Annotated in this window: 27 protein-coding genes and 1 pseudogene; 17 read left to right on the top strand and 11 right to left on the bottom strand. The window is 44.6% G+C overall.

What is annotated here, in order from left to right:
- Positions 1–9: 9 nt before the first annotated feature.
- The 5 genes and pseudogenes from BM334_RS12015 to BM334_RS11990 all read right to left on the bottom strand — a co-directional run.
- A pseudogene (locus tag BM334_RS12015) lies at positions 10–273 on the bottom strand (transposase); the annotation flags it as partial.
- Between the two features lie 574 nt (positions 274–847).
- On the bottom strand, positions 848–2,545 hold the full coding sequence (locus BM334_RS12005; RefSeq protein WP_092842022.1) for a DUF2326 domain-containing protein: 1,698 nt from the start codon (positions 2,543–2,545) through the stop codon (positions 848–850).
- Positions 2,532–2,765: an ABC-three component system middle component 6 gene (locus BM334_RS12000; protein ID WP_092842020.1), complete on the bottom strand. Its 234-nt coding sequence runs from the start codon at positions 2,763–2,765 to the stop codon at positions 2,532–2,534. Before BM334_RS12000 ends, BM334_RS12005 begins: the two co-directional genes overlap by 14 nt.
- Positions 2,752–3,300: a hypothetical protein gene (locus tag BM334_RS11995; protein ID WP_092842018.1), complete on the bottom strand. Its 549-nt coding sequence runs from the start codon at positions 3,298–3,300 to the stop codon at positions 2,752–2,754. The genes BM334_RS12000 and BM334_RS11995 overlap by 14 nt, the downstream gene beginning before the upstream one ends.
- A gap of 5 nt (positions 3,301–3,305) precedes the next feature.
- Positions 3,306–3,560 carry a hypothetical protein gene (locus BM334_RS11990; RefSeq protein ID WP_092842016.1) on the bottom strand — a complete coding sequence of 85 codons (255 nt, stop codon included), beginning with the start codon at positions 3,558–3,560 and terminating at the stop codon, positions 3,306–3,308.
- A gap of 425 nt (positions 3,561–3,985) precedes the next feature.
- Between BM334_RS11990 and BM334_RS11985 the strand changes: the two genes are divergently transcribed.
- The 4 genes from BM334_RS11985 to BM334_RS11970 all read left to right on the top strand — a co-directional run bounded on the left by BM334_RS11985 (position 3,986) and on the right by BM334_RS11970 (position 6,076).
- A complete protein-coding gene (locus BM334_RS11985) occupies positions 3,986–4,363 on the top strand; it encodes a MerR family transcriptional regulator (protein ID WP_008950466.1) in 378 nt (125 codons plus the stop codon).
- Positions 4,364–4,428: 65 nt separating this feature from the next.
- Complete coding sequence (merC, locus tag BM334_RS11980; protein ID WP_034823179.1) at positions 4,429–4,818, top strand: organomercurial transporter MerC; 390 nt, start codon at positions 4,429–4,431, stop codon at positions 4,816–4,818.
- The gene (locus tag BM334_RS12885) at positions 4,806–5,021 is read left to right on the top strand and encodes a GDCCVxC domain-containing (seleno)protein (protein ID WP_072243337.1); all 216 of its coding nucleotides are present in this window, start codon (positions 4,806–4,808) and stop codon (positions 5,019–5,021) included. The genes merC and BM334_RS12885 overlap by 13 nt, the downstream gene beginning before the upstream one ends.
- A 365-nt stretch (positions 5,022–5,386) precedes the next feature.
- Positions 5,387–6,076: a site-specific integrase gene (locus tag BM334_RS11970; protein WP_092842014.1), complete on the top strand. Its 690-nt coding sequence runs from the start codon at positions 5,387–5,389 to the stop codon at positions 6,074–6,076.
- Between the two features lie 24 nt (positions 6,077–6,100).
- Here the strand turns inward: BM334_RS11970 and BM334_RS11965 are convergent, their stop codons facing one another.
- From BM334_RS11965 to BM334_RS11945, 5 genes are read right to left on the bottom strand one after another with little or no spacing between them, the layout of a single operon-like run.
- A complete protein-coding gene (locus BM334_RS11965; RefSeq protein ID WP_055437776.1) occupies positions 6,101–6,436 on the bottom strand; it encodes a YnfA family protein in 336 nt (111 codons plus the stop codon).
- A 2-nt stretch (positions 6,437–6,438) separates the two neighbouring features.
- Positions 6,439–7,326, bottom strand: a complete 888-nt coding sequence (locus BM334_RS11960; protein WP_092842012.1) for a cation diffusion facilitator family transporter — start codon at positions 7,324–7,326, stop codon at positions 6,439–6,441.
- A gap of 59 nt (positions 7,327–7,385) precedes the next feature.
- The gene (locus BM334_RS11955; RefSeq protein ID WP_092842010.1) at positions 7,386–10,583 is read right to left on the bottom strand and encodes an efflux RND transporter permease subunit; all 3,198 of its coding nucleotides are present in this window, start codon (positions 10,581–10,583) and stop codon (positions 7,386–7,388) included.
- 11 nt (positions 10,584–10,594) lie between these two features.
- On the bottom strand, positions 10,595–11,740 hold the full coding sequence (locus BM334_RS11950; protein WP_092842008.1) for an efflux RND transporter periplasmic adaptor subunit: 1,146 nt from the start codon (positions 11,738–11,740) through the stop codon (positions 10,595–10,597).
- Between the two features lie 3 nt (positions 11,741–11,743).
- Positions 11,744–12,994, bottom strand: a complete 1,251-nt coding sequence (locus tag BM334_RS11945; RefSeq protein ID WP_092842006.1) for a TolC family protein — start codon at positions 12,992–12,994, stop codon at positions 11,744–11,746.
- Between the two features lie 211 nt (positions 12,995–13,205).
- On the opposite strand from BM334_RS11945, the gene BM334_RS11940 reads away from it, so the two are divergent.
- From BM334_RS11940 to BM334_RS11885, 11 genes are all read left to right on the top strand, one after another.
- Complete coding sequence (locus BM334_RS11940; RefSeq protein WP_055437781.1) at positions 13,206–13,391, top strand: hypothetical protein; 186 nt, start codon at positions 13,206–13,208, stop codon at positions 13,389–13,391.
- Between the two features lie 720 nt (positions 13,392–14,111).
- Positions 14,112–15,233, top strand: coding sequence for an Eco57I restriction-modification methylase domain-containing protein (locus BM334_RS11935; protein WP_092842004.1), 1,122 nt, complete (start codon positions 14,112–14,114; stop codon positions 15,231–15,233).
- A 538-nt stretch (positions 15,234–15,771) separates the two neighbouring features.
- Positions 15,772–16,116, top strand: a complete 345-nt coding sequence (locus BM334_RS11925) for a hypothetical protein (RefSeq protein WP_092842002.1) — start codon at positions 15,772–15,774, stop codon at positions 16,114–16,116.
- Positions 16,117–16,182: 66 nt separating this feature from the next.
- On the top strand, positions 16,183–16,674 hold the full coding sequence (locus BM334_RS11920; RefSeq protein WP_034732809.1) for a DUF411 domain-containing protein: 492 nt from the start codon (positions 16,183–16,185) through the stop codon (positions 16,672–16,674).
- A gap of 2 nt (positions 16,675–16,676) precedes the next feature.
- Complete coding sequence (gene tatA, locus BM334_RS11915; protein ID WP_092842000.1) at positions 16,677–16,895, top strand: twin-arginine translocase TatA/TatE family subunit; 219 nt, start codon at positions 16,677–16,679, stop codon at positions 16,893–16,895.
- Entirely contained in the window at positions 16,885–18,642 is a 1,758-nt protein-coding gene (locus tag BM334_RS11910; protein ID WP_092841998.1) for a copper resistance system multicopper oxidase, read from the top strand. The genes tatA and BM334_RS11910 overlap by 11 nt, the downstream gene beginning before the upstream one ends.
- 11 nt (positions 18,643–18,653) lie before the next feature.
- A complete protein-coding gene (locus BM334_RS11905; protein WP_092841996.1) occupies positions 18,654–19,397 on the top strand; it encodes a copper resistance protein B in 744 nt (247 codons plus the stop codon).
- 26 nt (positions 19,398–19,423) lie between these two features.
- Positions 19,424–19,774, top strand: coding sequence for a copper resistance CopC family protein (locus BM334_RS11900; protein WP_011234483.1), 351 nt, complete (start codon positions 19,424–19,426; stop codon positions 19,772–19,774).
- Positions 19,771–20,619, top strand: coding sequence for a CopD family protein (locus BM334_RS11895; RefSeq protein ID WP_241970997.1), 849 nt, complete (start codon positions 19,771–19,773; stop codon positions 20,617–20,619). The genes BM334_RS11900 and BM334_RS11895 overlap by 4 nt, the downstream gene beginning before the upstream one ends.
- Positions 20,620–20,636: 17 nt before the next feature.
- Positions 20,637–21,071: a YybH family protein gene (locus tag BM334_RS11890; RefSeq protein WP_055437789.1), complete on the top strand. Its 435-nt coding sequence runs from the start codon at positions 20,637–20,639 to the stop codon at positions 21,069–21,071.
- A gap of 21 nt (positions 21,072–21,092) precedes the next feature.
- Positions 21,093–22,403 carry an APC family permease gene (locus tag BM334_RS11885; protein WP_092841993.1) on the top strand — a complete coding sequence of 437 codons (1,311 nt, stop codon included), beginning with the start codon at positions 21,093–21,095 and terminating at the stop codon, positions 22,401–22,403.
- 26 nt (positions 22,404–22,429) lie between these two features.
- On the opposite strand, the gene BM334_RS11880 is transcribed toward BM334_RS11885, so the two are convergent.
- The gene (locus BM334_RS11880; protein WP_092841991.1) at positions 22,430–23,176 is read right to left on the bottom strand and encodes a MauE/DoxX family redox-associated membrane protein; all 747 of its coding nucleotides are present in this window, start codon (positions 23,174–23,176) and stop codon (positions 22,430–22,432) included.
- Positions 23,177–23,396: 220 nt separating this feature from the next.
- Between BM334_RS11880 and BM334_RS12875 the strand changes: the two genes are divergently transcribed.
- Positions 23,397–24,008, top strand: a complete 612-nt coding sequence (locus BM334_RS12875; RefSeq protein WP_241970996.1) for a ferredoxin reductase domain-containing protein — start codon at positions 23,397–23,399, stop codon at positions 24,006–24,008.
- 659 nt (positions 24,009–24,667) lie between these two features.
- The gene (locus tag BM334_RS11865; protein ID WP_241970995.1) at positions 24,668–25,957 is read left to right on the top strand and encodes a TolC family protein; all 1,290 of its coding nucleotides are present in this window, start codon (positions 24,668–24,670) and stop codon (positions 25,955–25,957) included.
- Position 25,958: the final 1 nt, after the last annotated feature.

Here is a 25,958-nt window from a genome sequence, read left to right as displayed (position 1 = left end):
ATGGCTTTACAGCTTTCCCTCAAGGGCTTCCTTGCGGATCTCAGCCTTGAGTCGCTCTTCGGCATACATTTTCTTGAGACGCTTATTTTCGTCCTCAAGATCTTTAAGACGCTTCATCATAGATGCGTCCATGCCACCAAACTTGGCGCGCCATTTATAAAATTGAGCTGAGCTCATGCCGTGTTCACGGCAAAGCTCTGGAACAGGTACACCGTTCTCGTTTTGTTTCAGAATCGCTAAGATCTGACTGTCTGTGTATCGTGATTTGCGCATAGAAAACTCCTTCGTTTTAGTTTAACGGAATTTTCTACTTATAACTGCTCCGATTTTTCGGGGGGATTACATCCTGAAATTTGTAGGCGAAGTAAAGCGCTGGGTTGGGGTTGTGATGGTTTTGTATTGTGCATAGATGGTTATCGAGAGACGACGAGTTGCCGTCCCTCAAAAAAAACTAACAACCCGCTTAATTACAGGTTTACGTACTAGTTCTTACATCCGCTTTTGTCACAAGTTATTTTGTCGTGTGTATTCGACCAATGCGAAGGGTTTTTGTTGGTGTCTACACCGCAACCTGTTGTACCGCCTTTTTGCCTTTTGTGAACTATGCTAGGCCCGCTTGGTGGAGAGTGTCGAACTGCCATCGTCGCTTTCCTTTTTTGTGGTTTATAAAGTTAATGAGTTTAGTATAGGTCATTATTTGAACAGAAATGAATTGGGGTTAGGAGTATTGACGTCCGTTAAGAGCGAAGAGCGGACGATAACGCCCGCTTTGCGGCCGGTTTGGAGCGCAGCGGAAAACCAGTCCGAAAACATGCGCTTGTTATACACCAGCTTCAGTAAGATTTGGCTAGATCTTAAAAAATTTGTCACTTTCGGAAAGCTCAAGAATGACAGACTGCTTTTTTAATAAATCGAATCTTGGATCGGCCAGCTTATCGCTTAATAGCGCTACAATATATTGCCCATCAATATGCTCGGCTCGTTGAAAAATATCATACACTTGGTTTACATCAACATCCTCAATACTATCGTGAATTACAAAAGATGGGCGTTTTATGTTGGTCGCCTTTACAAACTGAATGTATGCTAGATCAAATGCGCTTAATTCCCCTTTCTTCTTTCCACCAGTTGGGTTCGGGGCAATATTAACTACGTCAAACCTGCACTTCTCGGTTTCTATATCAAACTCTAAATCGAAGATATATCTGTCACCATAAAACGATTTACTTAGCTCACCAAAGTGCTCGTTAAATAGTTCTACATTACCATCAAGCTCTTCGGTATTTTTTGCTATTTCTTGAATAATTTTTAGTTTACAATTTTCTAAGGATTCGATCTCAGATTTTGTATTTTCAATTTTATCTAATAATGCAGATATGCCTGCAATTTGCTCCTTAATCTTAGACAAGTCGTTGTAAAGCCCCCCAATAGACTTAAGGGTGTCTGGCTCTTTTATGTGTTTAAATATCCCAGACTCAATATTTTGCAGAGAAGATATTTCATCTCTTACTCTTGTCTCTTCTTCTTGATATTTCTCAAGATCACTTTTCAGTAGGTTTACTTTATTGGAGACGACTTTGTTATGGAAAACCACAAGATCTTCAAATGAGCGCTTTAAGCCATCACTGATAGCAACACCCGCCTCCGCATAAATAGTAGTTAGTTCTTTTCCAGCGACGCTCGCAGCACTTTCTCTAACCTTAGTAATTGATTTTTCTAAATAACTTAATCTGGTCTTGATCTTTGAATAACCAATAGTCAAGTCAGATATCTTGTTTTGAACATCAACCAATTCCTTAACACTAGAATCTTGACTCCCAGTAAAATCAAACGCGTCAATTTTATCCTGAAGCTCCGCTTCTTCGGATTTTAGTGGCGCAATCATTTTTTGTAATGCACTTTCCCTATGAGGATTTCTATAAGCGGCCAAGTGTTTAGTCTTGGTTCTAATTTTATTATTTAGATTGGCCTTGTCTTTTAAAAGGTCTAATCCAGAAAAGCCAAATAGAAATAAATAAAGTTGATCATAAATATCTGGCTTCGTACTACCATGTAGAAACCTTGTGGTGTTTTGCATTTTCTCATTAGTGTTTCTTATAAATTTGTGAGAAAGGTTTCTGATGGAAGGCTTTTCATTTAATTGACCAAATATTTGCTTAGCAACGATATCCACATAGTCGCTCTTATCACATACTTTAGAGTCTAAATAATAAACCGATGCTTTTGGATCGGTTGTTAACGTTCTTCCAATTCTGTGTACTTTCAGATCGAATCCTTCAACCTCAAGCTCCACATAAATCGTATTCTCGTTTATAAATCTATAGACATCTGGAATTGGTTTTCCAAATTCTGATTCTTTATAAATATCCTCGCCAGAAGACAGGAATAAATAATCTAATAATCTTGAAGGCGTTGATTTTCCCACGCTATTTCCCGTACGTCCAGACTGAGAAATAGAATTTACTATTAAATTCAACCCCTTTTTGAATTGAACAACTCTAATTAACTCACTATTTTTATAGACAGACAGTTTAATTAGCTTCATACGTAATATTTCCTTTTTCGCTTAGGCGAATAGCCCCTGCGATAAACAACCAATCCAGTGTGTATACGAAAACGTCGTATGATGCATTAAACTCACTCCTTACCTCCTCAAACAAATTTTCTGTCTCAATTTCCGAATAGTCATATGTAGCCAACACATTCAGAATGAAAGCGCCGATATTTATAGGATTGAGTTTTGGATCAGAATCAATTGTGATCATTTGGATTTTCCAAAACTATACATTCGATAATGCTATAGCTTGTAATTAAGCTTACCCCGTAATCAATATCTTCCTCAAAGTACCCCTGCTTCAAATCGGCCGAGTTCTTAACAAATTTCTTAGTCGATGAAATCACTTCATCGACAATTGAGTCAGAATTGAGCTTCAATTTTTCTAGATCAAAAGGGGATCTGTTGATCGAGTATTTGTCCAATGCACGATTATAAAAGGTCTTCATTTGTCTCTTCAATTTTGTGCTTCCATTCAAAATCGTTTGATTTAACGCTTCAATTGACTCATCAATAAGCAAAGAAGACTGTATGTATTCATCAATAAGCCATTTATGGTTTGTTAAATCGTTGAAATTGACTTTTACGTCTATTTCGGCTGGATCTCTATCTAAATTAATTTCAGCCTGACCACTTGTTGCTATGATTTCAATTAACTTTCCTAATATGGAAGGACGAGCGGAGCTACCTTCATCAATGATAGTGACCGGTCCCATATTGTGATTAAATGTCACACCCTTTGACATTTTCTTTAGCCCCTATTATCAATATTTACTGGGCCATTGTTTTCTTGGAAATACTGTGATTTTTCGCCCTGACGAACAGTATTTTCATTCTTTGTATTGGCTTGAAGATTTGTTATTTCAATCCGTAAACTTCTTACCTCATCTTCAGCTTCTGACCTAGCCGAGTATTGAACGATTGCGATTATTGCTGCCACGAATGAAAGCAAATACCCAATAAATCCAACAATTGGATTTGACATAAATGAAGTAATTAAATCCATGTTCTCTGTACCTATATTATGACGAAGGACTTGCACCCGGTTCAGCTTCATAACGCTTTTTCGGTGGGTCGACCCGTATTTAAACACGGAGTAACCGGTCTTTGTAAATTTATTGTACAAAACATTACACCGCGTCTTTAAAACATACAACAACTTGTAGGTACAGGTGCGACTTAAGCAGGCGACAAATACGGGTCACCCTGTCTAACAAGGCACAGGGAGTTTTTAAGGAAAAGCTGGGTATAAATACACCACTCAGATTCCGAGTGAGATACCGCAAGGCATGTCCGCAATTGGCACGAAGCCGCCTGACAGGGCAATTCTGTGGTCTGCTATGAGCGAAAACCAGTCATTGGTAGTTCGAGCAATTTTACTTCGTATTGATATACTAATGTCATGAAGTAGGCTGATTTTGTGGTTATACGATGAAAACAATAGGCAAGTTGGCTAAAGAACTTGGTTTAGGCGTAGAAACTATACGCTTTTATGAGCGAGAAGGCTTGATAAAACAACCTCAAAAACCTCAAAATGGTTATCGTGTGTATGACGACTCAATCACCAAGCAATTACAATTCATTTGTAAGGCTAAAGCACTTGGCTTTACTCTAAAGGAAGTAGCGTCTTTGATGTCAATGGATGGCGATTGTGCCAAAGTTGAATCTCTAGGTTTGCAGAAACTGAGCTTAATTCAAAGTAAGATAGCTGACCTTCAACGCTTAGAAGTCGTCATAAAAGAAATGACTAATTCATGCCGCAACAATAACGACCAATCTCACTGCCCAATAATCGATTCGCTAAAATAGCATTGACTCCGTACCTATCTACGGAGTTTACACTCAAGTCATTCAAATAATGTTAGGCGTTAAAAATGATTAATAAGATTTTAGATAAAGTTGGCTCAGGTGGTGTTTGGCTTGCAGCCCTCAGTTGTACGGGGTGTTTCCCTGCTCTCGGTTCATTAGCATCAGCATTGGGATTAGGCTTTCTCTCTCACTTTGAGGGGATTGCTGTAAATACCTTGTTACCTATATTTGCAACTTTGGCGTTGTTGGTAAATTTGTATAACTGGTATAAAAACCAAAATCATACGAGAGGTACTCTTGGAGTTATTGGGCCTATAGCTGTTTTGTTAACCCTCTATCCACTATGGCAATATGACTGGAGCACTTATTTGTTCTATGTGGGTATTTGTTTGATGATTGTAATGTCCGTATTGGACATTGTTAAACCTTTGAAGGAGCAAACATGCGAGGTATAGAGTTAAATTCTACCATTACTTGCCCTGAGTGCGGTTTCAGTAAAACCGAAGAAATGTCAACCAACGCTTGCCAGTGGTATTATGAATGTGAATCTTGCAAAGTTCTCCTAAAGCCTTTGAAGGGCGATTGTTGTGTATACTGCTCTTATGGAACAGTGAAATGCCCACCAATTCAAGAAGGCCAAAGTTGTTGTAAGAGCTAAGTGAATGTCTCTTAATGGCACATAACGGACATAGCTTCGTCGAATTTTAACTATTAAGTTTTTATCCTACACAATATTACGTTTGCCACTTTTACCAACTAACCATACTCTTCAAACCTCGTGTCAACGCACAGGTTGTTAACTGCAGTTGACAAACCCCGGGGTAGTTACATACACACAACACCTCGATAATGACGAAGCCATTCAAGCATACTTGGATGCATGCGTGGAGGAATCTGATGGAGATCCGACATTTTCAACTATCGCTAAGGTGGCATCTGCACCTGGTTTAACGTTAACCTTGCAGCCTAAATCAACGAGCACATACTAAGCTAACTTTATCCGTAATCTTTTTCCTACAGCCAATGTGTAATCCCCCCCGAAAAATCGGGGGGATTACAGATGAAGCACAACGTTTATTGAATGAGTTACCTAAGCATCTGTGGTTGATGGCTCAATTTTCACTGGCTACAGGTTTGCGTCAGTCGAATGTGAGTTATCTACGGTGGGATCAAGTGGACTTAGAACGTGGTTTTGCGTGGATTCATCCTGATCAATCAAAATCAGGAAAGGCGATAAACGTGCCACTCAATAACGATGCTTTATCGGTGTTGCAAGAAGTGCAGGGCGACGATGTTCACTATTGTTTTGTGTATCAAGGCAAACCAGTTGAGCGCACATCAACCAAAGCATGGCATGCAGCGTTAAAACGAGCGGGTATTGAAAATTTTCGTTGGCACGATTTACGCCATACATGGGCAAGCTGGCATGTTCAACGCGGCACAAGCTTACAAGAGTTGCAGGAGCTTGGCGGTTGGTCATCGTATGAGATGGTACTGCGGTACGCTCACCTTGCGAGTCATCATTTGAAACGGGTGGCGGGCAATGTGGATGGTACAACTGGTACAAATCTGGTACAAAGCCAGAAAAAGAGAAGCCCCGCTATTTCTAGCGAGGCCTTATCAATAATGGTGCGGAGGCGGGAATCGAAAAGTTTTGATAAAAACCTGTTTTTAAAGATTAAAATCAATCGGAATAAAAAGCGTGTGACTTAGCGTGTTACTAAATCTCAGCCCAGTCTAACGCCAACCATATACAATGATCCCCATGCCTGTGAGCACAAACGCCGTCCCAATCAGGTCGAAGCTGGATAAAGGCGATTTATCGACAATTCGCAGCCAGACTATGGCAGTTAATACGTAAATACCGCCGTAGGCTGCGTAAACGCGCCCGCTTTCCGCTGGATGAAGTGTTAATAAGTAAGCAAATAAGGCTAAGCTCATTGCCGCCGGAATGAGTAACCAAACAGAATGACCCTCTTTGAGCCATAAGTAGGGTAAATAGCAACCGACAATTTCAGCAACTGCGGTGGCAATAAATAACCCGAGTGTTTTTAATAAAAATAATGCACTCATTATCAGTTGTCCCTACAGGCTTCATCAGGATCTTCTAGTTCTACCGTTGTATGGCTTAAAGCATAGGGCGCAAGGACGTCATCGATGCGCTGTTTTAAGTCGCTACGGGCCTCGATATCAAGGTTTTTAGATAACACCAAATGAACGGTTAATACATGCTCCTCGCCGTCTAGTGACCAAAAATGCAAATGGTGTAGGTCAGCAATATGAGGTAGCTCCAGTAAAGCGTCCGCGACTTGTCTGTAGGTTTTTTTGTCCGGAGTTGCTTGTATGAAGAGTTTCAGCGTTGCCCACAGGTTGCGCAGCACATTCACTAAAATAAATAGAGTAAAGCCAATCGACAATATAGGGTCGAGAATTGGCCAGTCTACGAACAACAAAACAATACCAACGATAAGTACAGCAACCCAGCCGAGAACATCCTCCAGCAAGTGCCAGTTAATAACGCGTTCGTTTAACGTTTTGCCCTCTGACAATTTGTAAGCGGCAAATCCATTAACTGTAATGCCAACGACGGCTAAAGCGATCATGCCATCAGCGATGGGCATTTGAGGGTTCCAGAGTCTGGGAATCGCTTCCACAAGTACCCAGGCAGAGCCTGCGATTAAAACAACGGCATTAATAAATGCACCGGCAAGATTGAGTCGCTTATAACCGTAGGTAAAGTGTTGGTTAGCCTGTTTTTTGCCCAGCTTATTAAGTACCCACGCCAGGCCAAGCGACAAGCTATCGCCAAGATCATGAACGGCATCAGCTAAAATGGCGGTACTGTTGGTAAGAAAGCCACCAATAAACTCGATAATGGTGAAAACAAAGTTAAGAACAAATGCCCACCCTAATCGGTTGGACGGCATGTCCTTTGAGTGATCATGGTTATGGTGATGCCCCATAATACGTTCCTCTTTGTAGTAGAAGGGGCGGCAATAACCGCCCCCTTAAGTGCTGAACCCTAACGGCTCAGATCCTTAATTTTTTGTTTCGAAAACCAAGGATAGAGCACGGGTAAGATAACCAGTGTTAGCAATGTCGCAGACACCAAACCGCCAACAATGACGGTGGCCAATGGACGCTGAATTTCAGCGCCTGCGCCGGTTGCAAACAGCATGGGAATGAGTCCTAACGCTGAGGTTATTGCCGTCATTAATACCGGGCGTAGTCGAGACCATGCGCCATCAAACACGGCATCATTAACTGCATGCCCATCGGTTATTCTCTGGTTTATACTTTCGACCAGAACCACACCGTTTAGTACCGCCACACCAAACAGTGTGATGAAACCCACGGCGCTGGGCACCGATAAGTACTGTCCTGACACATAGAGTGCCACAATACCACCGATGACTGCCAACGGTACATTCACCAAAATCAACATGGCTTGACCCATGGTGCCGAAAGCAAAATAAAGCAGCAGGGCGATGAGTGCCAGCGATATGGGAACGACAATGGACAAGCGCTCCTGTGCTCGTTGTTGACTTTCGAACTGGCCACCAATGTCGACTGAGTAACCGGTTGGTAAATCCACCTTCTCGTCAATCGCCTTCCTAATATCGGCAACCACGCTGCCCATGTCACGACCCTGAACGTTCGATTGAATTACAACGCGACGCTGTACATCATCACGACGGATTTGCGGTGGTCCTGATTCAATTGCAACGTTGGCGACTTCGCCTAAGGTTACCCAGGCCCCCGAGGGAGTTAACAAGCGTAACGAGCGAATAGACTCCGGCGTATCGCGGAATTGCTTGGCCAACCGCACGTAAATATCATAGCGCTCATTACCGCGAATGATCTGGCCTGCCGAAGCGCCACCCAAGCCATTGTCGACAACGCTAAGTACATCGGAGACATTTAAGCCGTAGCGTGAGAGTTGTTGGCGTTTCGGCGAAACCACCAGTTGTGCTTCACCTTTTATTTGCTCCATCGCTACTGCAACGGCCCCGTCAACCTGCTTGACGGCACTTTCTATTTCCTGGCCTTTACGGGCCAACACGTCAAGCTCGGGTCCAAATAGTTTGATGGCTAGCTGCGATTTTACACCTGAGAGCAGTTCATCAACCCGTGTTGCAATAGGTTGTGAAAAATTAAACAACAAGCCTGGGTGATCATCTAGTTTTGCCTCCATTTTTTCTTGTAAGGCGTAGCGATCGGATGCCGTTGTCCATTCGGATTGCGGCTTAAGGCCCACATATATCTCGATGTTGCTGATAGGCTCTGGATCGCCGCCCACTTCGGCTCGTCCAATGCGGCTGAGTGCGTAGGTGGTTTCCGGGAACGACATCAGGATTTTTTCAAGCTTCGGAGCCACCTCTAAGGCCGTTTCAAGGTTAGAGGAGGGGGCTAATGTCACGCGAATATTAATCGTGCCTTCTTCCAGTTCGGGCGCAAACTCTGTGCCGAGACGAGGCACTAACACCAAAGCGCCGACAAACAGCACACCGGCCAGGGCAATAACAGCCTTTTTACTGCGTAACGCCACCGATAATAGTCTTTTATAACCATTATCTAGTGGTTTAAGCAGCTTATTTTCACGAGGCTTAATACCCCGACTGAAAAAGTAACTGGCTAATGCCGGTACAACCATGATGGCCACAAAAACCGCGGAGATAATGGCCAGCATAATACTGATAGCCATGGGCTCAAATAATTTAGCTTCAACACCCTGAAAACTAAACAGTGGCATAAAGACCACCAAGATAATCATGGCGGCAAAGAATACCGGTCGTGCCACTTCGTTAGCCGCTTCCTTAACTCGCAGCTTGATACCATGACTATCGAGTTTGGCTGCCTGAGGATCCGGGTCGCGGTGCTCTGTGCGTTGCTCGGCGTCGTCTTGGTGTTCACTATCCGGACGACTTAAGTGCTTAAAGATATTTTCAACCATCACCACGGAGCCGTCGACCAGCATACCAATGGCAACAGCAATCCCGCCCAGCGACATCAGGTTAGCCGACATGCCCATCGCGGACATTACCATCAGGGCAATGGCGATAGAAACGGGAATGGACAGTAACACTAAAAAAGTAGCGCGTATGTTGAGCAAAAACAGTGCTAATACTGCGATAATAAACACAAAGGCAATGAGCAGTGAATACGCGACCGTAGATACGGCTTTTTGTATTAAATCGGCCTGATCATAATACGGCTCAAAGGTAACACCCTCGGGTAATGCTTGCTGAATAAGCGGAATGCGCTTTTTAATACCGTCGATGGTGGCTTTGGTATTCGAGCCCATGCGTTTGAGCACAATACCCGACACCACTTCGCCCAACTGGTTGACCTCGCCGTCGACTTTACGCGACATTGAGACCGCCCCCTGGCGAATTTCACTGCCGATTTCGACGTCGGCAACCTGTCCCAGTGTTACGGAAACGCCGTCAACGGTTTTGAGCGGTATTTGTCGTATTTGTTGCAGGCCTTTTTTACCGCTATCCAACCAGCCGGTGCCGCGAATAACCAACTGCTCCTGACCGCGGGGCATATACCAACCACCAACGTTACCGTTATTCTTGTTGACCGCGCCCATGACGTCTTGCTGGGTAAGGTCGTAAGACAGCAGCTTGGCGGGATTGAGGTTAACCTGATATTGCTTAACTTCACCGCCAAAGGACAAGACTTCGGTAATTCCCTCAACGGGCATCAGTAGCAGTTTAACCACATAGTCGTTAAGACTGCGTAGCTCCATGCTACTGACACCAGAGCCCGGCTCGGCAAGTAGCAGATACTGATAAACCTGGCCGAGACCGGAAGAGTTAGGGCCCATTTCGGGCGTGCCGACTCCCTCTGGAATCAACTCCTTTGCCGCTTGCAGCCGCTCGAATACCAGTTGCCGGGCAAAGTAGATATCGACACTCTCGTCAAATACCACGGTAATGCCCGATAAACCTGTTTTTGAGATTGACCGAACTTCTTTGACGTCGGGCAGGGCATACATCACCGACTCTATCGGATAGGTAATCAACTGCTCGACTTCGGTCGCTGCTAACCCGGGGGCCTCCGTATTTACCGTTACCTGAACGTTGGTAACATCGGGAAAGGCATCCAGATTAAGTTTGGGAATAATAAAAAATGACGCAATGCTGATGCTGAATAAAGCCAATACCAATAACAGGCGATTGGCGGCAGCAAACTGAATAATGCGCTGAAACATACAACCTCCTGTTAGTGGTTATGTGGGTCAAAACCGCCTTTAGCGATTTGTGAGCGAACGAAAAACGCGCCGTTGTCTACGTATTTTGTGCCTTCGTTAACGCCTCGAATAACTTTCCACGGACCCTTTTCATCAACCAATTCGACTTTCTTCGGTTCAAACTTTCCGGGTTCGTGCTCAATGAATATCTGCCAGTCACCATCAGGGGCCCGCATTAAGGCTGAGTCCTTAACTGCAAGCACCGGTCCATCCGACTTGACTGAGAAATAAACATCCGCAAATAAACCAGGGTGTAATTGGTCCTTTTCGTTATTTACCGCAAGTCGTACCGTTCGGGTGCGGGTTTTATGGTCTATTGTGTGGCCTTCCTGAATGACTTTTGCCGCAAAGCGCTGATTGTCGACACTCACTGTAACAGGATCACCAAACTGCACACTAAGGTCAGCTGAGCCTGGTAGACGAGCATTAACCCACAAGGTTTCTTCTTGCAGCACTTCAACCAAGTGATTACCGGCATTAACTTGCTGGCCTTGCTTGAAGTTATCGCTAACCACAATCCCGCCAAGTTCTGAGGTCAGTTGGTATTCGCCGATAGGGTAGTCAGGTTTACTTAAACGCTTAATGTCGCTGGCTGACATACCAAATGCTTTGAGTTGCGCTTGCGCTGAGGTAAAGGCGTTTTTCGCTTCGACAAAGCGTTTTTCACCCACCGTTGACTCACCGAGTGACTGCACGCGTTGCCATTCGTTAAGTGTGACCAAATACTGACTTTGCGCCTCCGCCATGGTGGCGCTGAAGAGGGTTGCCAGTGGCTCACCTTTTTCGACGTGATCGCCAATACTGACAAAACGTTTGAGAACGGTCGAATCGATGCGCGGACTCACGATATAGCTATTAAAGTCGTTAGCAACCACCTCGCCCGGGGCATAAACCGGATATTCAATGACTTGAGTTTGCAAGGTTCGCGTGGTGATATCTGCCATGGATAGCTGCTTGCTGGATAGCTCCACGCCTGAGCTTTCCTTATGTTCACCTTGCTCGTGTTTGCCTTCTTCCTTGTGGGTATCTTCTTTTTCGTCGTGTCCGTGTTCATCCTGCGCCATAACCGAAAAGCTCAGCGCAAGTGCTATTGCTGCGTATAAAGGTTTTACTGACATCGTTTACTCTCCAATCTCTGCGTTTGTTGGCTGGCTTAACGGCGATAACGTCAGCGCTTTACTGAGTTCGCCCGAACGGTACAACCATTCAATGGCGGCCAACCGATGTTGTGTTTGCAGCGCTATCCCTGCAAATTGGCTATCGAGCTGCTGTTGCACAGCGGTGAGGTAGTCTGTGGTGGATAGGTCACCGGCGAGCCAGGACTGCTCAATCACCTGCATCGACTCATCCTGCCGAGATTGAAAGTCTTTTTGCCAGCTTTGCCACTGTTTTTTCACAAAACGATAATTGTTAAGAGATGATTTCAGTGCTGCTTGCCATTGTTGCCTTAGTGCAATCAAACGTTTTTCTTCAGCAACAGCTTCGCTATTGGCTGCGCGTACCGCATCGCTGTAGTTATTGCGAATCTGTAGTGGAATGCTGAATGATAAGCCAACTACTGTTTCGTTATCGCTCTCGCCCGCTTCGATGCCTATGGTTGGGTTGGCGGTGGTTAACGAGCGTTTCCAGTCGACATCGGCGCGCTTTAATTGCCATTGCAGGTAAGCGGCTTTTAACGCTGGATGTTGTTGCCAGCGAGCCGTTAACGCAGGTTCAACGTTAAATAGCTCCTCATTCACGGAGAGTTGAGCGACGTCAATCGTGGTTAGCAGAGCGTTTAACTCTGCTTCAGCGGATTGCAGCTGTTGATAAGCCGCTGCCGTTTGTTGCAGTTGCCGACTTAGTGCGAGTACCGTCAGTTGTTCGTCGACGGCACCTAAGTCACCGGCTTTACGTCGTTCGGCAACCAAGCTTATCGCCTGTTTAACGATTTTCTCTTGTTGCTCGGCCAGTGCGTAACGCTGTTTTGCATCCAGCCATTGCACATAGGCATTCAACAGAGTTTTAGCATGCGATGTCGCCGACTGGCGATAAATACTCACTGCCATAGCCGTCATGGCGTCACTCTGACTGGCTCTTGCTTCATTGCGAGTGCTCCAGTCCAGCGTTTGGCTTAGGCCAACAGTGTAATTATTGATGTCACCCTCACGCTCTAAGCGTGACGATAAGCTAGGGTTGTACAAAGGCTGATTTAATTGCTTACCCTGTTGGATCAGCGCCTCAGCCTGCTGTTGAGCGGCCTCAACACTGGGGTGTTGCAGCACAGTTTGTTGCCATTGCTCGGGCAACTGTTGTGCATTGGCGTAGCTTGAACTTATTGCCAGACTTACGGCAACAAACAAGCGTTTGCTATGTGTCGAAAACGGACCCATAGATAGACTCCTCAGTCATATTACTGCGTAAAATAATGATTTAGTTGCGCTGCTAAAGCAGCGTATTAGGCAGCTATGAGGAGATGGGAGGCCGGAACAGCGGCGATGACAGAGGATTAGTGTAAAACTGGGTGTAACCGGGGCGGGTCACATTCAAGCGGGGTAACGCCAGTGACTTTTCTGACTTCATTGCGTATAGGTGAAATGAGCCATGGCAGTGACAGCAATGGTGGCAATCAAAGCTGATTTCTCCATTTTTCGGAAGACTACGTTTGTCGATGTGGGATTCGTCATGCTCAAAATTGAGGTGTTGCTCAGAAGAGGACTGGTGAGATTGATGCACGTCAGCAACCGCCTGACTGATTTGAGTCAGAACAGCAACAAGCACCAGTATTAAAAATCCCAGTCTAAGCATTATTACCTACGGTTTAAAAAGGCGTCACTACGGTACATTAATTAAAAGCCGTTCTCAATCAAAGCTTGGACTCACCATAATTTAAAAGATATATCATCAACAAGAGTCGTTCTGTTTTGATTACTACTAAGTTCTCAAAATGCAATAACGGGAACAAGCAACCCCCCTAAAAACGGGCTATTTCCCCCTTTATACCCTGTTCAGTACTCAAAGTCACGTTTTACAGCAAAAAAAGGAATTCGGGCATGGCCGAAGTACAAGCGCTTAAACAGCCGGATACCGTGAAGCTGACTAGCTACTTTTGTTACCAACGGAGTAAAGTTGATCTAAGTTAAGATGAGCCTAAAAACTTGGACCACCTTGGAGCTAGTCTGATGGTTTCATATGGAATGCTACTTTGAGCGCCAGCGTGGTAATACGCAGATTTTTGTAGAGTAAAGGAAGCTGCTAGGCAAGCTGAAGCTACCAGCCATCACAAAAGAGTGGTGGTGAAGGAAACTGATAATGATAATTAGTAGATGTTATATAAAGCTAGTGCGTACCTCTAGTCATCATGATTTAAAAGATATATCACTGTGTTGATATCCAATCGAAGTATTCTTCTTTGTAATAGAAATCAGGATAAAATCAAAAATTTTAAGGATTTGTCTTGGGATTTTTTCTTGGAGGAGTATACTGTATGAATGAACAGTAGAGGTGTATATGATAGATAATACAGCCATGTTGCTACAGCCTAATGCCCTAGAAAGTCTAGTTGACACGGTTGATCAGTATAGGACTGATGCTAACCAGTTGCTTGACCAAAGTACACGCGGGCAGAAAGGTCAGTTTATGACTCCTGCTTCTGTTGCTCAAACCTTGTCTGGGATGTTTAGAAATCTAGATGGTGGGGTTCGGGTCCTTGACGCCGGTGCTGGTGGTGGTTCATTAACTGCATCATTGGTGGCGAGAGCGTTGACCGAGTTCGCTCCAACTTCAATTAGCGGCAACGCATGGGAGTTGGAGAACGTTTTAGTGGAGCGCTTGGAGGATTCGTTTGGCCTATGTGAGGAAGCTAGCCAGGAATCCGGCGTAGCTTGGAAGTCACATATAAACCAAATAGACTTTATCGAGCATGCCGTAGAAATAATAAATGATCGAACCAGCGGCAAGACAACTCCTACTTTCAATAAAGCTATTTTAAACCCTCCTTACCTAAAAATTACGGCGTCTAGCCGAGCTCGTGCGAGTTTACGAAGTGTCGGTGTTGAAACCGGAAACTTATATTCATGCTTTGTAGCACTTGCTTTAATGCTTTTGGAGGACGGTGGCGAGCTGGTCGCTATAATTCCGCGCAGTTGTTGTAATGGCCCATATTTCAAAGATTTTCGTCGGGTGTTGCTTGATGGTAATAACTTGAGCAAGATTCATATCTTTGAGAGCCGTACAAAAGCCTTTAAGGGCGATAAGGTGTTACAAGAAAATGTCATCTTTCATATCGTAAAAGGGGAGGAGCAAGGCAACGTTGAGATTACCTCAAGCGCCTGCGCAGATGATCCTAATCCAGTAGTCCGAATAAGCGATTTCAGTGAGGTTGTTAACCCGACTAATCCAGATCGCTTTATACATATAGTGACTAATGACGAGCAAGCTAAAATAGCTACTCGTGTTGGGGGAATGCCGTGTTCATTAGAAGAGCTTGGTGTTACTGCTAGTACAGGGAAGGTAGTTGATTTTCGGACTAAGCCGAACTTACGGCGTGACCCCAGCTCCGATACTGTGCCATTAGTTTATCCTATGCACTTTAAAAATGGCCTTATCGAATACCCGGAGGCGAATCGATAAGATCTAATAACTTATTGTTTTATAGTGGATAAAAAATATTAAGATTCAAGCGTGTTACTTACCTTGTTACTAAAACTTCAGCTTTAGTTTTTTGATTGAAAGCTTTTTCACAAATGAATCTTTTAACTTTTTGGCTATGCCCAATACTCGCTTAACACGTTGAACATAGCTATAGTGGTCTGCAACTTGTGAACGTGTAGTGGCAAATAAATTCGTGCTTCTGATCAGAGATGAAAAGCTATACTTGTTGCTTTGGTTAAAGTGAATTAGCTATTTATCAACATTTTTCCATGGGCCGAACGCTATAAAGTAAAGAAGAATGATATTTGCGATAGGGATAACAATCAGAAGACCTAATGGACCAGGGTAGCCAACTCGTTGGCAGATACGCCATGCGGGAACAATAAAAATAGCTCCCACAATCAGCATCCATAGAAAGCCCATACCTGCGAACATTTCGTGATTCATCATTATTATTTGACATGCGCTAAAATGACGTTAGACTGAAGTTTATTAAATTGCAAAAAGCAGGGTGCTCGTGCTAATTCGAATTCTGTTATTAATGACAGTGCTATTGGTGTCGATGTCGTTTTCGCAAACGGCAGAAGCTCACGCATGTCATGATAACAGCCAAATGCAGCACAGCATGATGTACGAAGCCGACACAAACGATTGCGAGCATGAGACGCAAAAGCACAACTCGTGCTGTGCTGACATGACCATTCGGCATTGCTCCGGCGGCTCGGTTTTATTTGTCGGACAGTCTTCTTCGGTTAATGCCGCTGTAGTTAACCTCTCTGCCAAAGTCGATGCGACCATCGACACCTCAATTCGTGCTAAACACGCGTCTAATTTATTCCGTCCCCCAATAATTACCGCTTAATAAGTTACTAGAAATTTAACACACGCTCGGCGTGTTTCCTTAAAACTTATTAATCGGTGAATAATTATGTCTATCAAACGCAATATCGCTGTTTTGGCGATGCTGTTTTCCGTGTCTGTATCTGCAACCGATGTAGAAGAGCAGCAACTAACCGTTCTAAAAGATCCCAACTGCGGTTGCTGTGAAAAGTGGTTACAAGCTTTGCCCGATAGCTTTAGTGTGTCCGTACAACATCCGAACAACTTGACCCAACGAAAACGTGATGCCGGTATTAGTGCCGAGGTCCAATCCTGTCATACCGCTATTTCTAGTAATGGCTATGTCTTTGAGGGGCACGTTCCTCCTACATTGGTTTCTCATTATTTAGCTGGGAAAAAGTCAGCCAATGGCATTGGATTAACTGTTCCTGGCATGCCGGTAGGGTCTGTTGGTATGGAAATGGGTACTCGGTTTCAACCGTATACGGTCTATGAAATCAAAGAGGACGGTTCAATTACACCTTATAAGCAGATAGCAAGTTTAGAGCAGCAGCAAGCACTCTCAAATGGAGGGCTTTAGATATGGGTTTTGGCGGCTTGAGTATGGTTCAGCTAGGAATTTTACTAGTTATTGTCATCCTTCTTTTTGGTAGTAAAAAGCTACGAACCCTGGGCTCCGATCTTGGTAGTGCGATTAAAGGGTTTAAATCATCGATTACTGATGAACCGTCTGATAGGGAAAAGGACATTCAACGTCATCAAAACTTAACCTCAGAAGAGGAGCGTCATCATGAACAATGAGTTTAATAAAGGGCGTCGAAAATTCATTAAATCTGCATTTACTGTGGCGTCCGCGTTAGCAATTGCCAAAGTAGCCCCAACATGGGCAATACCTCAAGGGCGTAAATTTAAAGATCAAGTTTTGACGAAAGATGAAATTGATTTAACCATCGCGAAGTCTCCTTTGTTAGTAGGGAATAAGGTTGGCACACCTATAACGATTAACGGTCAAATGCCTGGTCCTCTAATTCGTTTGAAAGAAGGTCAACGAGCCAAGCTAAATGTGACCAATAGACTATCTGAAGACACGTCAATCCACTGGCATGGGATTATTTTGCCTGAAAATATGGATGGCGTACCCGGGGTTTCATTTGAAGGTATAAAGCCGTGGCGAACTTATAAGTATCGCTACGACGTTGAGCAAAATGGCACTTATTGGTATCACAGCCACTCGGGTTTACAGGAGCAACTGGGGCACTTAGGTCCGCTGATTATCGACGCAAAAGACGGAGATATAGGCGCTGATCGTGAACACACAATTATTCTAAGTGACTGGACATTCGAAGATCCAAATGAGGTTTTTCGTAATTTGAAAGTAGCGGAAGGCTACTATAACTACCAAAAGCGTACGATATTTGAGACGTTCGAGGACGTGCGCCAGCATGGGTTAGAGAAAACCTGGAAGCAAAGAGAAATGTGGGGACAAATGCGGATGAGTCCTCGCGATATCGCTGATGTGACAGGGAGTACATACACCTACCTGATGAATGGTCGCGATTCAGCAATGAACTGGTCAGCATTATTTAAACCAGGTGAGAAAGTGCGACTTCGTATTATCAACGGCTCTGCGATGAGCTATTTCGATGTACGTATTCCTGGTCTAGAGATGACTGTAGTGGCGGCAGATGGTCAACCGGTGAAGCCTGTGTCTATTGATGAGTTTCGTATCGGAGTGGCTGAAACCTATGATGTCATTGTTCAGCCAAAGCATAACAAGGCTTATACGATTTTTGCGGAGAGCTTTGACCGTAGTGGCTATGTCAGAGGCACATTAACACCAGAAATTGGCCTTGAAGCAGAAGTTCCTGAGTTACGCGCGGTGCCTGAACGTGGTATGGCCGCGATGGGAATGGGGGCCATGGCGATGTCAGGAAATAAGGAAGAGAAAGGTATGATGAATATGAGCGGCACAGACGGTCATATGAATCATGAAATGATGCATAAAAAAGAGCTTCCTGTGGAAAACATTAAAATTGAGCATAGTGAAGGTGGTCACGGAGCTGCTGCCGCCATGATAGCTATGAATCCGACCAGTCGTCTCCATGAACCGGGCATAGGTTTGGATAATGTTGACCATAGAGTCTTAGTGTATAGCGATCTTATTGGCGCCCAAGAATGGCCAGATAAGCGGGAACCAGAGCGCCAGATTGAACTGCATTTGACCGGTAATATGGAACGGTATATGTGGTCGTTTGACGGGAAGAACTACACCGAAGTTGACGGCCCTGTGCAGTTCCGTCACGGCGAGCGCTTAAGGTTGGTGATGGTTAATGACACCATGATGGATCATCCAATCCACTTACACGGTATGTGGATGGAACTTGAAAATGGACAGTATCCTCGTCCTCGTAAGCACACCATTAGTTTAAAACCAAGCGAGAAAGTATCACTACTGATATCCGCTGATGCACCGGGAAGCTGGGCATTTCATTGTCATCTGCTTTATCACATGAAAGCGGGCATGTTTCGTGTGGTAAATGTGGCATAAGGAGGAAGGCTATGTACGCTAAATCATTGTTGTTCACTACAGCACTTTTACCCGCAGTGGCAATGGCGGGACATGCAGAGGAAGGCTGGCCAGAGCCCGTTAAAGAATATTACACCGGGCAGGTATTATTTGACCGGCTGGAATTAACGCGAACAGACGAGGAAGAGAACGTTGCCGTTTGGGACATGATGGCTTGGTACGGTGGTGATTATCATCGGCTTGTCTTCAAAAGTGAGGGGGAAAATATTCAAGATGACGGAGAGCCCACTGACTTGGAAAGTGCTGAGTTGTTATACGGCTACCTGATGTCTCCGTTTTGGTCGTTTCAGGCCGGTGTTGGTACGCGAGGCTCCTTATCGTCCGATGCCTCTATGGAAAATTATGCCGTTGTTAGCTTCATGGGGCTGGCTCCGTATTGGTTTGAAATGGACAACTCGTTGATGGTGAACGAAGAAGGTGATGTCCAGTTTGTTAGCGAAACCGAGTACGAGTGGCAGTTAACACAAACCTCGTACTTACAACCTCGCATTGAGTTAACAGCCAACCTGACAGACTCAGACAAATATGAACGGCAAAGTGGCTTGAGTAACTTGCGCGTGGGGTTGCGATATCGCCATGAAATAAGTCGTGAATTTGCCCCTTACATCGGTGTGTATTGGAACGGGGCGTTAGGAAATACGGCAGATGAAATGAAACGAATGGGTGAAGACACCACAGAAACAGGCGTGGTCCTTGGGACCAGAGTTTGGTTTTAATTGATAATAAACAAAGAGGAAACAACATGAAAAACATACTTAAGTTAGCCTTCGGTACCACGTTATTTTTTAGTGCATGGGCCAGCGCTCACGTCGGCCTAACATCCAGTAGCCCGGAGGACGGTGCGACTTTGTCCGAGTCACCAACGGAAATTACGATGAATTTTTCCGGTGATGTTCGTCTGGCTAAAATTATGCTGCACTCAGATGACGGTAAAATGCATCCGCTGGACTTTTCGATGAGCATGACTCCCAAAGCAGCGTACGAAATTGCTGTTAAAAACAATTTGGCGTCAGGTGGTTATACGGTTTATTGGACGGCAATGGGTGGGGACAGTCATAAAATATCGGGTGATTTTAGCTTTGAGGTGAAATGATGACCCTTTGGAGTGTGGCCAGCGTTTTAACGTTGGCCTTTATATTCTGGCTTAACGCGGTGATGACCGCCTCGCCTTATATCGTTTATTTGTCCGGTTTAAAAAAGCAGTCTGAACGAAAAAATAGCCTTGTTGCGTGGCTTCTATTACTGGCAAGCCTTCTGTATTTTTTTCTGAAAGTCGGTAGTTTTGCTGCTGAAGGCTTTGCCGGCATGATTGACAAGACCTACATGCAGTTTATATGGACCGGCCCTGTTGGGTTGTTCATCCAACTTCAGATAGCGGTTGCTATTGCTTGGATTGTTTACTCCGTTGTTAAGCTAAAACGTATAAAGTGGGTGCTATATGTTGTCGCCATTGGACTCATGGGATGGAGCTTTTTAAGTATTGGTCACGGCAGTGACGCCGTCTGGTGGGGAAAGCTAGCGCTTTTAACACACTTGTTAGTCGCTTGGGTTTGGTTCGGCAGTCTTAACTCATTGCGAAAGCTGGCAACGTCGGTACCGCTTGCTAAAGCGAAAGCCATTATGGAGCGTTTTGGTGTGCATATGTCTGCAGCGGTTCCAATACTCCTTATTGCGGGCTTGGTTATGTATCGTAGTGCAACAGGGCGATGGATGCCAGAGCTGCCGCTTACGTCGTATGACACGGTACTACTAGCGAAACTTGTGTTTGTGGCGCTGATTCTCCTTGTTGCCGCATTGCATAAATTAAAGTTCGTACCGCAATTAAATGATAACGCGGCCGCCAAGCGACTCAAAAACTCCATAACGGCGGAAATGATATTGGCTGTCACTATTTTTACCCTGGCCTCTGCGCTAAGCAGCGCGTTTTCCCCCGGTTAATGTAAGGAATAAGAAGAATGAAATTACTTGTGAGTGTTTTTATGGTTTCGGTAATGTTTATTTCAGCGCCTAGTAGCGCCGAAAAACTATCTGAGCCGACCGCTGTGCTTGATGCATTTCGAACTGCTTTAACTGAAGGTGACACGGAGGTCGTTAAAGACGTGCTTTCCGATGATGTGCTTATCTTTGAAGGTGGTGGCGTTGAACGATCCTTGGCCGAGTACAGTGCTCATCACCTTAAGTCAGATATTAAGTTTAGCCAGGCGGTTCCTTCACAGTTGCTTGAAAGGACAGTACAAGAAGCCGATGGCCTTGCTGTGATCACTTCTCGGTATAGCGTTTCCGGGGAGTATAACGGGCGTGAGGTTGATTTAACGATGAATGAAACCGTAACCGTATCAAATACGACTGAGTCTGGCTGGAAAATTATCCGGATCCATTGGTCCAACTGAGTTCAATCACAGGAGCTGATTATGGCAGAACACGATCATGAACACGGACATCAGGATTATCAGAAAAGCAGCCTGAGTCTTTGGGGGGCGGTGTCGCTGGGGACTGGTGTGATGATTGGCGCTGGTATTTTTGCACTGACCGGACAAGTTGCTCAGCTGGCAAGAGAGTGGTTTGTCCTGGCATTTGTGTGCGGCGGTATCATTGCCGGCTTTAGCGCTTACTCTTACGTTAAGTTGGCGAAAGCCTATCCGTCAGCGGGCGGTATTGCGATGTTCCTCAGTAAAGCTTATGGAAAAGGAAGTGTGACGGCGATATTCGCACTCTTGATGTACTTTTCTATGGTCATTAATGAAAGTTTAGTCGCTCGGACATTTGCGTCTTATACCAGCCAGTTAATTTCTTTTGAAGCGCAGTGGCTTATCCCTTTGTTGGCGGTGGGTTTGCTGGTCTTTGCGTTTTTTATCAATATTTTGAGTAATCAGTTTATTCAAACGTTCTCGTTTTTTATGGCCTTTGTTAAGACTTTAGGGTTGGTCATTTTAGCGGCTGGTGGTTTGTGGGCCTCAGGCATTCAGTTTGAATCGATATCGGCTATTCCAGAAGAAGCTACGGGTGGCGGTATTTTAGCGGGGATTGCTTTAAGCATACTTGCGTACAAAGGGTTTACAACAATAACCAATAGTGGCGGTGAAATTGTTGAGCCTAAGAGAAATGTCGGGCGTGCCATTATTATTTCGCTGATTATCTGCGCGTTAATATACGTTCTGGTCACTCTGGCGGTTGGCTCGAGCCTGTCCATAGATGAGATTGTGAAAGCGAAAGACTACGCGCTTGCTGAAGCAGCCAGACCCGTCTATGGCGAGACCGGACTATGGGTGACGGTCGCTTTTGCAATTGTAGCAACGGTATCAGGAGTGATTGCCAGCGCGTTTGCCGTTTCAAGAATGTTAGCCATGTTGACCAATATGAAGCTTGTTCCACACAGTCATTTTGGCATGCCAGGTTCCATTCAGAAGCATACGCTGGTTTACACCATTGTTATGGCTATGATCTTAGCGGCATTCTTCGATTTGAGTCGAATTGCGTCATTGGGCGCTATTTTTTATATCGTGATGGACATTGCGATCCACTGGGGCGTATTACGGCATCTAAGGCAAAAGGTGAATGCCAATATTTACATACTTGTCAGCGCAATCACGCTAGACGTCATCGTTTTAGTCGCTTTTATATGGGTGAAATGGACGAGCGATCCGCTGGTGATTTGGGCGTCTCTTATCGGTATGGCATTGATTGCCGCTGGTGAGATTTTGTTTTTACGTAAAAAGCGTTAAGAAAAAGAGCGCTATGCGCTCTTTTTCTAGTTCATTGTAAAAAACATCCAGACAGCCATAGCGACCATCATGAGGTTTTCAGTGAGCGAAATGAAGCCTAACGGCACATTACTTGAGCCACCGACACAGGCACATTTTAGCTCACGTTTGTCGACATAAACGGCTTTAAACACGGAGACAGAACCCACGATGCCTATGAATAACGCAATAGGGATGGAAATGACATGAGCAAATTCCGCTGCCATTAACAGACCCGCCAAGCCTTCGGCGTAGGGGTAAATACGGCCATAAGGCACCCATTTTTTGGCAAGAAGATCGTAATTGAGAAACATGGTAGAGAATTTCTCTACGTCCTGGAGTTTGAGCAAGGCCAGAACCACCATAGAGAAACTGATGAACCACTCGATGGTTTGTACGGTAAATGCGCGACCAAAAGACAGCCACGACGTGGCTACAGAGAGGAGCGTTGTCATAATAAATAATGCAATAACGGGTCGGTAACTGGTTGCGTCAGGGTCAGGAAGAGGTTTTCCTAGAAAGGCTCGAACCTCTTCGTACCCACCGATACGTTTATCACCAATAAACACTTGTGGAGTGGTATCGACGTTGTGTTTTTCCTTGAATATGTCGGTTTCCTCGCGGCTTTCCAGTAGGTTGTCGTCCACATCGTAACCGTTGGCTTTAAGTAAGTGCCGGGTTTTTAAACCGAAAGGGCATTGGTGGTCAGGTGTCGACATTCTGTAAAGCGTGGCTTTTTTAGTTGATTGACTCATAGCCAAGTTCCTTACGTAAAAGTTATGTATTCGTGTATGCATTATAGTCGGCAAAAGATTAAAAGCATCAATAATCAGAAAAGGGTAAAAATTCATTAAAAATGAAAAATTATTTTTATTTTGAAAAAAGTGGACAACTTTTTTTTATAGCTTTTCTAGTCATCTTGAAGAGCTTACTTTTGTAAGTTCAGACCCCGTTAGTTATGAAGCCGGGCAATTTATGCAGTTCCGTATTCCACATATAAACGAAATATTGTCACGGCATTACTCGGTTGCTACGCGGCCTCACCCGACTCGGTTTGTATTTAACATAAGGCTGCTGCCATCGCCAAGCGAAGGGATTCCCCCAGGTATCGGTTCAAGCTACCTATGTAACCTGGAGGCTGGTGCGAGTGTCGATGCTGTAGGACCATTTGGTGACTTTCAGCTGACGAAACAAAATAATTACACGCAAGTCTTTATCGGAGGCGGCGCAGGTGTTGCACCGTTAAGAGCGTTAATACAAAGTGAATTAGCAGCAGATTCTCCTCGTCGTTGCATATTCTTTTACGGTGCTCGATATGAAAAGGAACTCTGTTATAGAAACGAGTTTGAAAGAGAAGAGCGGTTAACTTATATACCTGTTCTTTCTGAGAGCGCCAAGTCGGATGACTGGACTGGACCAACTGGTTTTGTGCACGAAACCGCAATGAAGTGGTTGGCCGGCAAAAACAAAGAAACATTAGATATTTACGTGTGTGGTCCTCCGCCGATGCTAGAAGCAACGTTAAAGTCTCTTGCTGACTTTGGTATTCCGCGAGAACGCATAAAGTTCGATGACTTTGGTATTTAGACTTTAAAATCGCCTAAGTTAGTCGTAAATCTGGGTGGTGATATAGTAGTCGTATCGCCACCTGGATTGACTACCTCGCTATGAGTACCTCTTTTAATTGATTGATCCTTATCAGCAAAAGATATACACTTCAAGCATGTTTTTACAGTAGAACTTCGCATGTATCGTTTAATCATTGCTCTATTGCTATTGGCAGTAACAACAATGTCATTTTCACAAACTATCAGTACGGAAAAGGCATGTATGCACGATCCTACTGAGCAAGTTTGCGATCTTGCAGATTGCGAAGTGTCACATTCTCTTACCGATAACTGTTGCTCTGATTCAATGATGCGTCATTGTTACAGCCCGTCAATTACTGTCGTTTATTCTGAGCAATCCACCGTTCCGCCTATTGAGAAGCTGGTTTTTAACGCTTCCTCATTCTTAGATACGAATATTAAAGAAAAGCACTCTCTCTCGCTATTTCGGCCCCCAATCTACTCTTAAAAAGTACTAAATTTCTCGCTCCTGACGCGTTTATCGTCCAGGTAAAAGCACAGCTATAAGCTTTGGTTCGGTCATTGTCGTTACGACGTCGTTCGTCGTCCTCGTTACGGTCCGACTCATAACTTGGTCTGTGTTTAATTTAAAAATTCACAGTTTTTGAGAGTAACAATATGAAACTTTTAAGAAGAATGGCTTATTTAAGTGTTCTGACTGTAGTGGTGCCAAATTTTGCAAATGCGCAAGAGCCGCCTTTGAATTTGCAAGACGCAGTAAGTATCGCTGTACAAGAAGACCCTTGGCTAACAGCAAGTAAGCAAACCCAAGAGGCATTCGCGAGTGAAGCGATAGCCTCTTCCAGTTTGCCTGACCCTACAATATCATTCACGGCTGCCAGTTTCCCTGTTGACAGTTTTAGTTCAAGACAGGAAGGGATGGCCCAGTTAGTCGTCGGTGTTTCACAAGCATTTCCCAGAGGAGACACTTTATCGTTGTCTCGTAAGCAGAAAAACCAATTAGCTCAAAAACAACCGTTTTTGAGAGCGGATCGCATTGCTAAAGTCAAAACAACGGTCACTAAGTTGTGGTTGGATGTCTTTTTCTCTCAGCAAAGTATCCGCTTGATTGAATCGGATAGAGCGCTTTTTGAACAGTTAGTGTCAACCGCTAAGGCGAGTTATACCAGTACCGAGGGAAAAGCACGGCAGCAAGATGTTATTAGAGCCCAACTTGAACTTACACGCCTGGATGATCGGTTGACATTACTGCGACAAAAAGAGGAGCGACTTCTAAGCGAACTGTCGGAATGGATAGGTGTTATAGCGAAATCAAGGTTACCGGATGACCTTCCGAGTCTTACGCTGAAGAAGACATTGCTATCACCTTCGACAATACCGAAACAAGCCTTGTACGAATTGATAAAAGAACACCCGGTTTTGCAAGCGATCGATCAAGACATTTTGGCGTCGGAGACGTCTGTCGAGCTCGCTCAGCAAGGTTATAAACCGCAATGGTCAGCCAATCTGAAATATGGCCATAGAAACGACGATCCAAGCGGCAATGATCGTGCCGACTTGCTGTCAGTCGGGGTTACGTTCGATGTCCCTTTATTTACTGATAACAAACAGGATAAGCAGGTACGCTCAGCAAAGTTTAAAACGGAAGCAAAAAAAACTGAGAAGTTATTGGTTGCCAGGCAGTTAATAGCCAATTTACGCAGTACCTTTGTAGAACTGAACCGTTTGAATGAACGTGCTGCCCTATATCACGAAGAGCTACTTCCACAAATGTCCGCCCAGTCTGAAGCCGCATTGACTGCCTACAACAATGATGATGGCGACTTTGCCGAGGCGGTACGGTCACAGATTGCGGAAATCGACGCAAAAATTGATGCATTAGCAATCGCCATCAACCGCCAAAAATTGATTGCCGAAGCAAACTACTTATTACTTTCAGGAGTGTAAA

Origin of the sequence: Pseudidiomarina donghaiensis, from assembly GCF_900116895.1 — a bacterium.
GTDB classification, from domain to species: domain Bacteria; phylum Pseudomonadota; class Gammaproteobacteria; order Enterobacterales; family Alteromonadaceae; genus Pseudidiomarina; species Pseudidiomarina donghaiensis.
This window is presented reverse-complemented; position numbering and strand designations above follow the sequence as displayed.

Excerpts from the sequence above, each read along its gene's own strand:
- BM334_RS12005 (WP_092842022.1), bottom strand. The coding sequence starts at position 2,545 with ATGAAGCTAATTAAACTGTCTGTCTATAAAAATAGTGAGTTAATTAGA.
- BM334_RS12000 (WP_092842020.1), bottom strand. The coding sequence starts at position 2,765 with ATGATCACAATTGATTCTGATCCAAAACTCAATCCTATAAATATCGGC.
- BM334_RS11995 (WP_092842018.1), bottom strand. The coding sequence starts at position 3,300 with ATGTCAAAGGGTGTGACATTTAATCACAATATGGGACCGGTCACTATC.
- BM334_RS11990 (WP_092842016.1), bottom strand. The coding sequence starts at position 3,560 with ATGGATTTAATTACTTCATTTATGTCAAATCCAATTGTTGGATTTATT.
- BM334_RS11985 (WP_008950466.1), top strand. The coding sequence starts at position 3,986 with ATGAAAACAATAGGCAAGTTGGCTAAAGAACTTGGTTTAGGCGTAGAA.
- merC (WP_034823179.1), top strand. The coding sequence starts at position 4,429 with ATGATTAATAAGATTTTAGATAAAGTTGGCTCAGGTGGTGTTTGGCTT.
- BM334_RS12885 (WP_072243337.1), top strand. The coding sequence starts at position 4,806 with ATGCGAGGTATAGAGTTAAATTCTACCATTACTTGCCCTGAGTGCGGT.
- BM334_RS11970 (WP_092842014.1), top strand. The coding sequence starts at position 5,387 with ATGTGTAATCCCCCCCGAAAAATCGGGGGGATTACAGATGAAGCACAA.
- BM334_RS11965 (WP_055437776.1), bottom strand. The coding sequence starts at position 6,436 with ATGAGTGCATTATTTTTATTAAAAACACTCGGGTTATTTATTGCCACC.
- BM334_RS11960 (WP_092842012.1), bottom strand. The coding sequence starts at position 7,326 with ATGGGGCATCACCATAACCATGATCACTCAAAGGACATGCCGTCCAAC.
- BM334_RS11955 (WP_092842010.1), bottom strand. The coding sequence starts at position 10,583 with ATGTTTCAGCGCATTATTCAGTTTGCTGCCGCCAATCGCCTGTTATTG.
- BM334_RS11950 (WP_092842008.1), bottom strand. The coding sequence starts at position 11,740 with ATGTCAGTAAAACCTTTATACGCAGCAATAGCACTTGCGCTGAGCTTT.
- BM334_RS11945 (WP_092842006.1), bottom strand. The coding sequence starts at position 12,994 with ATGGGTCCGTTTTCGACACATAGCAAACGCTTGTTTGTTGCCGTAAGT.
- BM334_RS11940 (WP_055437781.1), top strand. The coding sequence starts at position 13,206 with ATGGCAGTGACAGCAATGGTGGCAATCAAAGCTGATTTCTCCATTTTT.
- BM334_RS11935 (WP_092842004.1), top strand. The coding sequence starts at position 14,112 with ATGATAGATAATACAGCCATGTTGCTACAGCCTAATGCCCTAGAAAGT.
- BM334_RS11920 (WP_034732809.1), top strand. The coding sequence starts at position 16,183 with ATGTCTATCAAACGCAATATCGCTGTTTTGGCGATGCTGTTTTCCGTG.
- tatA (WP_092842000.1), top strand. The coding sequence starts at position 16,677 with ATGGGTTTTGGCGGCTTGAGTATGGTTCAGCTAGGAATTTTACTAGTT.
- BM334_RS11910 (WP_092841998.1), top strand. The coding sequence starts at position 16,885 with ATGAACAATGAGTTTAATAAAGGGCGTCGAAAATTCATTAAATCTGCA.
- BM334_RS11905 (WP_092841996.1), top strand. The coding sequence starts at position 18,654 with ATGTACGCTAAATCATTGTTGTTCACTACAGCACTTTTACCCGCAGTG.
- BM334_RS11900 (WP_011234483.1), top strand. The coding sequence starts at position 19,424 with ATGAAAAACATACTTAAGTTAGCCTTCGGTACCACGTTATTTTTTAGT.
- BM334_RS11895 (WP_241970997.1), top strand. The coding sequence starts at position 19,771 with ATGATGACCCTTTGGAGTGTGGCCAGCGTTTTAACGTTGGCCTTTATA.
- BM334_RS11890 (WP_055437789.1), top strand. The coding sequence starts at position 20,637 with ATGAAATTACTTGTGAGTGTTTTTATGGTTTCGGTAATGTTTATTTCA.
- BM334_RS11885 (WP_092841993.1), top strand. The coding sequence starts at position 21,093 with ATGGCAGAACACGATCATGAACACGGACATCAGGATTATCAGAAAAGC.
- BM334_RS11880 (WP_092841991.1), bottom strand. The coding sequence starts at position 23,176 with ATGAGTCAATCAACTAAAAAAGCCACGCTTTACAGAATGTCGACACCT.
- BM334_RS12875 (WP_241970996.1), top strand. The coding sequence starts at position 23,397 with ATGCAGTTCCGTATTCCACATATAAACGAAATATTGTCACGGCATTAC.
- BM334_RS11865 (WP_241970995.1), top strand. The coding sequence starts at position 24,668 with ATGAAACTTTTAAGAAGAATGGCTTATTTAAGTGTTCTGACTGTAGTG.